Here is a 10,340-nt window from a genome sequence, read left to right on the forward strand (position 1 = left end):
TCGGACTGGCGCTCCTATCATCTCGCGGAGGTGGCGCAGGCTTGGAGATCTACGGAAGCCAAATCGACGAAGACAGACGCAGCAGCGCGCGCTCCAAACGATTCAGTATATCGGCCTGTAAAGGGCGCTGATCGGGTATTGTAGGTGTTCATTGACCCTTTCGGTCGAGCGTCGCGAGCGGCGCGGATCATGTCCGGTTCGTCAGCGCCTTGGGTCGTCGCGGAGTTAATGATGTGGGATAACCTCAAGATATCGAAGAAACTCGGCCTCGCTTTCGCTGTTCAGATCGCGGGAACACTTGTTTTATCGGCGGTTCTCTTCTTTGTTCTTATCTCTCTTCGACAAGCTGCCCAATGGAATGATCACACCTATGAGGTCCTCGCGAAGATCGAGGGGGTCGTCACCAGCATGGTCAATCAGGAAACTGGACTGCGCGGCTACCTCATTGGAGGCAAGGACAGCTTCCTTGAGCCCTACAATGCCGGCGAGGCCGCGGGCGATCAGGCTATGGATCAACTGCAATCTCTGACTGCTGACAATCCTGCGCAGCAGACGCGTATCGCGGATCTTCGCCGACTCGTGGCGCAATGGCGGGACGAGGCCGCCAAGCCCTCGATCAAGCTGATGACGGATGTCGCTACCCAGGATCAGGCGCGCACCCGTGAGTCTTCAGGTTTCGGCAAGCAATCGATGGATGCGATCCGGGCTAAGGCGGCCGAGATCAGCGGAGCCGAGGCGGCTTTGTTGGTGGAACGCGGGCGCCTTGCCGACCAGATGCACAGCGTTGCCCAATGGGCACTTCTCATCGGAGGTCTCGCCAGCATCGCCCTGGCGACGCTGATGGGCGTCATCTTTTCGCGCAGCGTCACGATGCCGATCGCGCGGCTCACCCGGGCGATGGATCGCATCACGCAGGGAGAGGCCGACGCCATCATTGAGCGAACCGAGCGAACCGACGAGGTTGGTGATCTAACACGAACGGCCTCCGCGTTCGGCGAAGCAGCCCGCAAGTTACGGGCGGAAGCCCAGGCAAGTGTTGGTCGTGAAGTTCTCGAACGCGAACGTCAGGAGCGTGAAGCTGCTCAGGCCCGCGCTGCAGCCGACGATCTGCACATCATCACGGAACTCGGGACCGGCCTCCGCGCTCTTTCGGATGGAAATCTCACGCATCGCATCGAGTCAGCCTTTGCCGCCAAAGCCACACAGCTGAAAGAGGATTTCAACAGCGCCATTGGCAAGTTACAGAACACCATGGCTGTGATCTCGGGGTCATCCTCGGCGATCCGGTTGGGCACGGCCGAGATCTCGACCGCCTCGGACGACCTGTCCCGCCGCACGGAACAGCAAGCTGCGAGCCTGGAGGAAACGGCGGCGGCGCTCGATGAAATCACCGCCACGGTGAAGAAGACCTCCGATGGCTCTCGCCATGCCCAGAAGGTCGTCGGCAGCGCCAAGTCCGATGCGGAACGTTCGGGCATCGTGGTCAGTCAGGCCGTCGAGGCCATGAGCGCGATCGAGAAATCGGCGCATAAGATCAGCCAGATCATCGGGGTGATCGACGAGATCGCTTTCCAGACCAACCTGCTGGCGCTGAACGCCGGTGTCGAGGCGGCACGAGCGGGCGAAGCGGGCCGTGGCTTCGCGGTCGTGGCCTCGGAGGTCCGGGCCCTGGCGCAGCGATCGGCCGAGGCCGCCAAGGAAATCAAGGCGCTGATCTCGACCTCAAGCCAGCAGGTCGAAGCGGGCGTCGATCTTGTCAACGAGACGGGCGACGCTCTGAAGCGCATTGTCACTCAGGTAGCCGAAATCAACGCGGTCGTCTCCGATATCGCGACCAGCACGCAGGAACAGGCGACGGCCTTGCAGGAGGTCAACACTGCCATCAACCAGATGGATCAGGTGACGCAACAGAATGCCGCCATGGTCGAAGAATCGACGGCAGCCAGCAAGAACCTGGCGCAGGAGACCGAGGAGCTTGCGCGCTTGATCGGACAGTTCCAGATCGAAACGAACCAGCGCCCGCTCGCTGCGCGGCTCCAGGCGAGGCCGGCCCGCAAGACTGTCACTGCCCTGAAGACGACGGGCACCGGCGGGATCGCGCGCAAGCCGGAGGCGGCCGCACAAAGCTGGGAGGAGTTCTAGCCCACCTTATTCACTGGCCTGATGATGGGAAGTGAATAAGGTGGGTTAGTCGCGACTAGCTGAAGGTCGGCAGCGGCTTGAGCCTCTGCTCCTTCAACCACGCTTTTCAAGATGCGCTTTCCAAGGCAGGGCAGGGCGACGAAGTGAGGAAGGCGCTGATAGGGCATGCGGAAGGAGTCATAACCTTTTGCTACGACGCGGAAAGACGCCCGCGGGAGGTCAACATCCAGGATATGACGCGGCGGCCCAAGGCTTGCGCCGGTCGGTTCTGAAAACCGTTTCGACGGGCTGAAAGAAAGCGTCGTCCGCTCGAGCTCACATCTGAAACACCATTCCTCGCCGGCAAGGTGTATCCGCCCGGCGAAGACCGCCTTGCGAGAGGTTAGTGCGGCTGCGAAGCTTTGCTTGTAAGTCCACCTTACAAGCGCTTGTAGCTGCACAGCATGAACCAGATCACTCTGCAGACCGGCCCGGAACGTCGGCGTCATTGGAGCGCGGCGGCGCAGCGGGAGATCCTGTCGGCGGCGTTCATGCCCGGGGCGGTGGCGACGGAGGTGGCCCGTCGCTACGATGTGTCGACCAGCCTGATCTACAAATGGCGCCAGCAGGCCCGGTCGGGCGAAACTTCACAAACTGGGTCAAAGGACGGATCAGCGAGTACGGGTTCGTCGAAAGCGAAGACTTTGAGAGGTTCGACGGTTTGAGCGCGCCCGATGTGGCGCGCTCAAAATCAAGGGTTGAGACCTAAAGGGCGACCCGCAGCACGATGCTGTTTGCGACCCTATCTCGTCGTCGGGACGGGCTGAATTTCTGCCAAAATTGGCAGAAACTCAGCGCCCTGAACACAACCGTGATCCTGACGACGACGCTCGAACCAATGCGTAAACGCGGTTGCCACCCTCAAACACCGATACAAATCACGAGCGCTAACCACCATGACGCGTTTCCCGCCGATCTCGTTTTCGAAAACGACAGGGAGATCAACTCCAACCAGATTGCTGGACAAAAGCGAAACCGGCACCTCTTGATCCGAGATCACCACAACCTTCCAACAGAACCGGCAATCGCGAAGACCCGAAGCCGCTTCGACCATCAAAAACCAGCAGCGTCAGCACGATAGCGAACCTACGTCGCAGCAAAAACTAGCCGAATCGAATCAAAGCCGCCAGCGCCCCCAAAATCGGGGCACTGGCGGCTTTTTCCATGCCCGCTGACAATCCCCGTCGGGACAGGCAAAGGCCGGCCTACGGCCGCCAAATCGCGACCAATCGCTCAACCCGACGCCGACAGACGCTCGGCCTCGGCATCCGCAAGCGCCTTCGGCGCCTTCGCCGCCTCAGCCTCCTCAAAAAGCCGATCCGCCTCCGCTATCTTGGCCGTCGCCCGCTTCGCCGCCCGCGTCAGCCGCGCCGTCGCCGGATGCGGAAGCAACGATTTCCCAGCCAACTCGCCGGTCCGCCCATTGCGCGGCAGGCCAAGCTGCAACACAACGGACAAGGGCTCTCCGACCGCGACAGACGCCGGCAAAGGAGCCTGGGCGCTATCATCGACACCTGACGCCTCCGACGGCTCTCCAGGCCCATCCTGAGCCGCTGTCGCGGTATCCATACGAGAAACAGACGACGGTGCGCGAGGCATATCCGCCAACTTCAATGACGGATCCTCCTCATGCTTGATCGCCGCCAATCGCCGAAGCACCTCAACTGCTGACGACAAAATTCGCTCTTCGAGAAGCGAAACCGCCATCGCAGCCGCCCCAACGGCCATCTGGCGATCAAGCCGGTTTTTGTAGTCCTTGCCCGTCAAAACCAAGTCGTTCAGCTGGGCGCTCAGATCCTCAAGAACGCCGGAACCGACAACGGCGTCCATGATGGCGTCCGACAAGCGCTCCTCAAACAAGTTAAGCTTCACGAGGTCGAAAAACTCGTTACTCTCCGCCACGCGGATCAACTCGAAGAACAGAATCATCGTCTCGACGGGCGAAAAATTCGCACGCGTGACCAGCTTCTTCCGGCGTATCAAACGCTGCTTATGCGCCTCGCGAAGGATGCGATGCGACAGCAACATGCGGAAGACCTCGACACAGGAACACGCTCACGAACGGACAGAACGCCGACCCTTCAGGCAAAAAGGTTAGCCGATTCGCTCGGCAGTAAAAGCAGAAAACGATTCCCTGGATGCGATGTTTTCCGGATCGATTCCCTGAAACTGAGGAAAACTGTCCTCGATTCCCTCGAAACGATAAAAACCGACCGCGACTCCCTGAAAGCGACGAAACATGACCGCGACTCCCTGAAAGCGATGTTTTCTGGTCGCGATTCCCTGAGTCCGTCGAAATCTGTCCGCGATTCCCTCGGAACGATAAAATCTGGACGCGACTCCCTGAAAACGTCGTTTTCTGGACTCGATTCCCTCAAACGAACAAAATCCGACCGCGATTCCCTCGAAGCGATCTTTTCTGACCGCGATTCCCTCAAACCGCCGTTTTCCGACCTCGATTCCCTGAGAGTGATATTTTCCGGTCGCGATTCCCTGGATGTGACGAAATCCGGATCGATTCCCTCAAATCGATCAAATCTGACTCGATTCCCTCATTCTATCAAAATCCGGATCGATTCCCTGAAACCGACGTTTTCTGACCGAAAACGTGTTCAATAACAATTCCATTCTGGCATATTTAATGCCTAACTGGCATAAAAAGGTGCTCCACCGGCCTCATACGTCCGGTTCACGCCAACCACGGGCTCGGACCCCAGAAGCAGCCTCTTGCGGCCGCCCTAGGGGTCTAAGAAGCCCTCAAAACACGATCAAATGACTTGGCTATCTCGTTGTATTAACTTCGTTTTCTAACTCTGTAAGCCGCCAAGTCCAAAGACAGAAAACGACCCGCCAGAGTGACGTAACCGGCCTTACAGGGACCATCATGATAGGTGATGAGAGATACGAATTGGCCTGATAAAGCCAAAATTTTAGAGGGCACGATAACGCAAACTTGTACGCACCCCCTTTGGGCGCATACAAGTTTGCTCGGCCCAAGAGGGCACGATACCGCAAGTCGGGATGCAAGCATCCGCGACATTGCTCGTGCCCTATTGGGAGGATCAGGAGCATGCGATCGGCCATCCGCGAAGCCGGTCTCGCGCCCTTCTAATCACCACCAACAAGCGGTGAAGTGTCCGAGCACCCAAAAACGGGCGCGCCGCCGGTGTCCCCGGCGTCTTCAGACAAACGACACGCATCGGGCGGTCAGAAATCAGTCGACTCTTTCGGCCGGTTCGGCGACGTACCGTGGCTTCAGTTCCTAAAGCTGTGGGATGCCTACGGGGACCCTCATCGGCGGTGAAGCCGTAGTCATCGATTGTCTTAGCCGGCTTAATTCAGCCCGGTAGAAGCTGGCTTGGCGGCTCTGTTGGGAATTCTACCGACAAACGTTTGGTCAAGCTTCGTTCTCGCTGCGGGGGGCGGCGGTGAGATCGGGCTGGTTTTGGATCATGAGGGTATTGCGGGACGGGTTCGATGAGGGGGCATGGTGAGCCCCGTCGCTCAGGTCGCGAGGCGCGGGATGCGGCCGAGGACGAGGCGCAGAATGACCTGGGCCGGCGAGGCGGTGGGCAGGTGCACTCGGATCTGTGTCCTCATCTCGACGACGCGAGCCGCGATCTTGATCAGGCGCAGACGCAAGGTGTCGAACTGGGCGACACGCCAGTCGGAGCGCTTCGGCATGGCGGTGCGCAGTCCCCACAGGAGCCAGTACGGCCCGGCGTGGAGGAACAGCCGGAACTGGTTGGCCACGGCCCTGGTGCAGGAGGTGCGGTCGGCGGCCAGGTGGGTTTTCCAGGCCTTGATGTGGTTCTCGGCCGAGCCGCGTCGGCAGTAGACCGTCTCGTAGAGCGCCTTTGACCGGCCCGCGAGGTCGGTGACGATGAAGCGCGCGTCGGTGCCCTGACCGCCTGTCTCGACGCGGGCGATGATGCGCTCGGTCCGGCTCCAAGTGGCGGCGCCGTCGTAGAAATCCGCGAAGCGCCGTACCTTGTCGGCGCCGGGCTCGGCGGCGTACCGGGCCGCCACCTGGGCCTCGAGCCCGACGACATGCTGGCGCAGCCGCGTGCTGGTGGGTACGCCGAGGATGAAGCGAACGTCCATCGTCCGGCACAGGGCGATCACCTCGGGCACGCCGTAATGGCCGTCGGCGCGGACCAGGATCTCGACGCGGGGCCAGTGGGCGCGGATGGCCCGGACGAGGCGGCGCAGGTGGCCGCGGATCTCGACACCCTTGGGACGCTTGGCCGGGCGCAGCACCGCGGCGGCGAAGCGGCCCTCGCCATCGAAGACGACGATGGGCTGGAAACCGTATTCGTCATGATGCGCGTTGAAGAGCCGGAGTTGCTGGCCGCCGTGCACGGCGTCGAACGATCGATCGACAGACTACCCACCACCGGCCTGCGCCGGAGGCGGTAACAGTCCTGCGATTGCACCATGCCCTGCATGGCCAATCGGTTTGTGTCCTCGGCAAACAAAGACGGCACGACCGTCTGTACCTTCTGCTGGCGCCGCCATCCTCCGATCCACTGCTGGTTCCAGCCGACTGGACCGACTTCGCCGATCGTGAACCCCGAGCAACTCTTGGGGATGACGCGGGTGTGGCGTCCGGCACGGTCACCCGGTTGGGCTCGATCGCCGACTTGATCCGGTTGCGCACCGTCGTCGACGGTTTGCTGGGGTGCCCGCCGCTTGCGGGCAGTCAAGACCAGCAGCCGTCAGGCATGGAGGGCACCGGTGCAACTGTCCTTGAACTTCCTTCCCACCCCACGACCGGCGAGCCCGTCCGCTCGTCTCGCCCCAGAGCAGCGCGCCGCGCTCGTCGACGCCATGGCACGGATCCTGGCCAAGGCAGCCGGCCCGGCAGAGGCGCTGGCGGAAGATCGGACGGCGGTGACAAGCCGGGTGCCGATGAGGAAGGGGCACAATCATGACTGACGCGTCGGCTGTGGGGCCAGAGCATTTGCGCCGGGCCGCCTTCGTCTACATCCGCCAATCCTCCATGGCGCAAGTCGAGAACAACACCGAATCCACCCGCCGCCAGTATGCCCTCGTCGACAAGGCGCTTCAGCTCGGCTGGTCGCGGACCGCCATCACCCTCGTGGACGATGATCTTGGCCTCTCCGGCGCCCGCGTGGTCGGCCGTTCGGGCTTCACCCATATGGCCGCCGAAGTCGCTATGGGCCGGGTCGGCATCGTCCTCTGCCTTGAGGTTTCCCGGCTCGCCCGCAACAACGCAGACTGGTACCGACTGCTGGACCTTTGCGCGCTGACCCACACCCTGATCGCCGATACCGACGGCATCTATCGCCCGGGCGACTTCAATGACCGTCTCGTGCTGGGCCTGAAGGGCACCATGTCGGAAGCCGAGCTGCACATTCTGCGGGCTCGTCTCGATGGTGGCATCCGCCATAAGGCCGCTCGCGGCGAGCTACGCCGCGGCCTGCCGACCGGCTTTGTCTGGGGCGAAGCCGATGGCGAGGTTTTGTTCCATCCGGACGAAGCCGTGGTGAATGCCATCTGCACCGTCTTCGAACGCTTCGCCGAGACGGGCTCGGCGCGCCGCGTATGGTTGTGGTTCCGGTCGAACGGCCTGCCCTTTCCCTTGCAGGACACCCGATCCCTGGGCCGGAAGGTGCGTTGGGTCCTTCCCACCTATCAGGCCATCCACGGTGTCCTTGCCCATCCCTGCTACGCCGGCGCCTATACGTATGGCCGCACCCGCTTGGAGCGGTCTATTGACGATCAAGGCAACATGCGCCGCCGGTCACGCCGGCTGCCCCGCGATGAATGGGCGGTGCTGATCCGCGATCACCATCCTGGCTATATCGACTGGGACACCTTCGAGGCGAACCGCATGCGCATCGACGCTAACACCCGCCCGAAAGCGCATGTGACTGCCGATCCGAACCGTGGCCCTGCCGATGGCAGCGCGGCCGGCGGTCGCCGGCGCGGCGGGGCCGTGCGCGAGGGCGCGGCGCTGCTGCAGGGACTGGCGGTCTGCGGTCATTGCGGCCGTCGGCTGCGAACCCATTATCGCGGCCGCAATAGCCTTCCCGGCTATCACTGTCCCGGCCATAGCATCGTTGAGGGTCGCGGCCAGTCTTGCCTTAACATCGGCGGCAGCCAAATCGATGTCGCGGTGACCGAGGCATTCCTGGAGGCGGTGCAGCCTGCCGGAATGGAGGCCGTCGTGCGCGCGGCGGAATGTCTCGAAGCCGATCATGACGCGGCTTTGCAGCAGTGGCGCCTGGAGATCGAACGCCGCCGCTATGAGGCGTCCCTGGCCGAGCGCCGTTACCAGGCCGTGGATCCCGACAATCGCCTGGTTGCCCGAGGCCTGGAGGCACAGTGGGAACAGCGGCTGCGCGAACTGGGTGAAGCCGAGGGGGAGATGGCCCGCCGTCAACGCCAAAGGCCGAATTGCCTGAATAAGACGGAACGCGACGCGCTCCTTGCGCTCGGCCGCGATCTGCGCCGTGCTTGGTCGGCACCAACCACCACCGATCGTGACCGCAAGGAACTGCTCCGGACCTTGCTGGAGGACGTGACCCTCGCTGTCGAACGGGCGGAATACCGGGCGCGCCTCGCCATCCGTTGGCGCAGTGGCGACGTCATGCGCCTGGAAATCGCCCTGCCGCACTCGAACCCGCCGACCCGCAAGACCGACGAGGAGACCATCGACCTGATCCGACGCTTGGCCCCCCTTCACGCCGATGGGGTCATCGCCGGCATCCTGAACCGCCAGACCCGTCGCACGGCATCGGGAGAGCGCTTCACCGCGAGCCATGTCCAGGCCTTGCGCCACCATCGCGGCATACCCTGCCGCAAGGCGCCATCGGAGCCCCCTGTCAGCGAGCCGGTTTCGGTGCGCAAGGCGGCCACCCTGTTCGGCTCGACGCCCTCCACCCTGCTGCGCTGGATCGAGGCCGGCGTCATTCCCGCCGAGCAACCGACGCCAGGCGCCCCTTGGCAGATCCGTGTCACTGACGAATTGCTTGGCCGCTTCGTCGAGACCGCGCCAACTGGCTTCGTTCCAATGAACGAAGCCACCAAATCGCTCGGCATCTCCCGCCAGACCGGTCTGCAGCGTGTCAAGCGCGGCGAACTCGACGCCGTCCACATCCGCCAAGGACGTGGAAAAGGCTTACGCATCAAAATACCAGAGACCACAACCGACCTTTTCACCATCGCACCAGGAAGCGGGGGGTAGTCTGATGAGCAATCCAACGTGTCGTCGATGTCGAGCACGATGCGCTTGGGCACCTGTCGGAACGAGGCGCAGTACAGGTCCACCATGGCCCCTGCCATGCGCAGCAGGGCGCGCGCATCGGCCATGTTCTCCAGGCGCGAGATCGTCGGGTGCGAGGCGAGGTGACGGCCGGAGGGCGCGATCCCCTGCGCCATCTTGAACACGGGGTCCTGCCGCAGGCTCGCGGCGTCGTTGCCGTCCTCGTAGCCGGCCGCGATCATCAGCATGCGGAAGCGGATCATGTCGGCCAGGGAATGGGTGATCAGCGCCGGATCACGCGGATCATTAGGCACCGTGCCAAGCGCTCCGCCACGCCAAACCGGCCCTCAACCTCGCGCAGCACCAGCACGCCCGCGTCCGACGACAAAGACCCGCCGTCGAAACACGCCTTTACCGTCCGGCCCGCAACAGGTGACAGCCCGGGCAGCGGCAACGTAGGATCGTCCATGGTGAGTGCGGTCCTTCCTCAACGAAGATGGATCGGCTTCAGCAACCAAATCCTACGCCCGTTCAGGGCTTTAGGCCACGCTCACCAACCTCGGATGAATTATTCGGGTTAGTTCGGCATCGGTCAGTCCCTGCTCTGCGGGACCGTCACATGCAAGCCGCCGCTACACACTGCGGCGGAAACGATCGCGTAGTATCACACGTGGCCTGATCACGCCGCGAGAGCATAATGCGCAGAAGGATGAGGGTGCAAACTGAGGGTTGGTGTGGAGACGCTTCAGGTGCTCGAATTGCCCAGCTCGTCTGCTCGGTATGCGATGCGCTCCGTAGCGACCGTTCTCATTTTGACCATCCAGCCATAGAGCGGACGGGCGGCAGTGCGACCAACGGAGATATTCAGCCCTCTCTTCGCAGTTTCCGAAAGCGGCCGTTCGCCCAGGGTGGCTCGATCGGGATTGCC

Annotated in this window: 8 protein-coding genes and 2 pseudogenes; 6 read left to right on the forward strand and 4 right to left on the reverse strand. The window is 62.4% G+C overall.

From position 1 onward, the window contains the following. The first annotated feature begins 231 nt into the window (after window positions 1-231). The 3 genes from M8523_RS34745 to M8523_RS34755 all read left to right on the forward strand — a co-directional run bounded on the left by M8523_RS34745 (window position 232) and on the right by M8523_RS34755 (window position 3,262). A complete protein-coding gene (locus M8523_RS34745; RefSeq protein ID WP_282589383.1) occupies window positions 232-2,142 on the forward strand; it encodes a methyl-accepting chemotaxis protein in 1,911 nt (636 codons plus the stop codon). Window positions 2,143-2,585: 443 nt separating this feature from the next. Beyond that, window positions 2,586-2,846, forward strand: a complete 261-nt coding sequence (locus M8523_RS34750) for a transposase (RefSeq protein WP_282589384.1) — start codon at window positions 2,586-2,588, stop codon at window positions 2,844-2,846. Window positions 2,847-2,908: 62 nt separating this feature from the next. Beyond that, the gene (locus tag M8523_RS34755; RefSeq protein ID WP_282589385.1) at window positions 2,909-3,262 is read left to right on the forward strand and encodes a hypothetical protein; all 354 of its coding nucleotides are present in this window, start codon (window positions 2,909-2,911) and stop codon (window positions 3,260-3,262) included. Between the two features lie 152 nt (window positions 3,263-3,414). Here M8523_RS34755 and M8523_RS34760 read toward each other — a convergent pair whose 3' ends face one another. Beyond that, on the reverse strand, window positions 3,415-4,209 hold the full coding sequence (locus tag M8523_RS34760) for a hypothetical protein (protein WP_282589386.1): 795 nt from the start codon (window positions 4,207-4,209) through the stop codon (window positions 3,415-3,417). On the opposite strand from M8523_RS34760, the gene M8523_RS34765 reads away from it, so the two are divergent. Then, window positions 4,195-4,800 (forward strand): hypothetical protein, encoded by a 606-nt coding sequence (locus tag M8523_RS34765; protein ID WP_282589387.1) that lies wholly within the window; start codon window positions 4,195-4,197, stop codon window positions 4,798-4,800. The two genes, M8523_RS34760 and M8523_RS34765, sit on opposite strands and share 15 nt — an antisense overlap. Window positions 4,801-5,685: 885 nt before the next feature. Here M8523_RS34765 and M8523_RS34770 read toward each other — a convergent pair. After that, a pseudogene (locus tag M8523_RS34770) lies at window positions 5,686-6,564 on the reverse strand (IS1380 family transposase); the annotation flags it as partial. 354 nt (window positions 6,565-6,918) lie between these two features. Here M8523_RS34770 and M8523_RS34775 point away from each other — a divergent pair. After that, window positions 6,919-7,119, forward strand: a complete 201-nt coding sequence (locus M8523_RS34775) for a hypothetical protein (RefSeq protein ID WP_282589388.1) — start codon at window positions 6,919-6,921, stop codon at window positions 7,117-7,119. After that, window positions 7,112-9,394, forward strand: coding sequence for a recombinase family protein (locus tag M8523_RS34780; protein ID WP_282589389.1), 2,283 nt, complete (start codon window positions 7,112-7,114; stop codon window positions 9,392-9,394). The genes M8523_RS34775 and M8523_RS34780 overlap by 8 nt, the downstream gene beginning before the upstream one ends. 11 nt (window positions 9,395-9,405) lie before the next feature. Here M8523_RS34780 and M8523_RS34785 read toward each other — a convergent pair. Together M8523_RS34785 and M8523_RS34790 are read right to left on the reverse strand one after the other, a co-directional pair. Beyond that, window positions 9,406-9,881: pseudogene (locus M8523_RS34785) on the reverse strand (transposase); the annotation flags it as partial. Between the two features lie 276 nt (window positions 9,882-10,157). Continuing rightward, window positions 10,158-10,340 (reverse strand): hypothetical protein (locus M8523_RS34790; protein ID WP_282589390.1); only part of this gene is annotated, 183 nt, incomplete at its 5' end.

Origin of the sequence: Lichenifustis flavocetrariae (genome assembly GCF_026130545.1) — a bacterium.
Taxonomy (GTDB): domain Bacteria; phylum Pseudomonadota; class Alphaproteobacteria; order Rhizobiales; family Beijerinckiaceae; genus Lichenihabitans; species Lichenihabitans flavocetrariae.

What these genes read in the sequence shown, in the direction of transcription:
- M8523_RS34745 (WP_282589383.1), top strand. Translation starts at nt 232, where the DNA reads ATGTGGGATAACCTCAAGATATCGAAGAAACTCGGCCTCGCTTTCGCT.
- M8523_RS34750 (WP_282589384.1), top strand. Translation starts at nt 2,586, where the DNA reads ATGAACCAGATCACTCTGCAGACCGGCCCGGAACGTCGGCGTCATTGG.
- M8523_RS34765 (WP_282589387.1), top strand. Translation starts at nt 4,195, where the DNA reads ATGCGACAGCAACATGCGGAAGACCTCGACACAGGAACACGCTCACGA.
- M8523_RS34780 (WP_282589389.1), top strand. Translation starts at nt 7,112, where the DNA reads ATGACTGACGCGTCGGCTGTGGGGCCAGAGCATTTGCGCCGGGCCGCC.
- M8523_RS34760 (WP_282589386.1), bottom strand. Translation starts at nt 4,209, where the DNA reads ATGTTGCTGTCGCATCGCATCCTTCGCGAGGCGCATAAGCAGCGTTTG.
- M8523_RS34755 (WP_282589385.1), top strand. Translation starts at nt 2,909, where the DNA reads ATGCTGTTTGCGACCCTATCTCGTCGTCGGGACGGGCTGAATTTCTGC.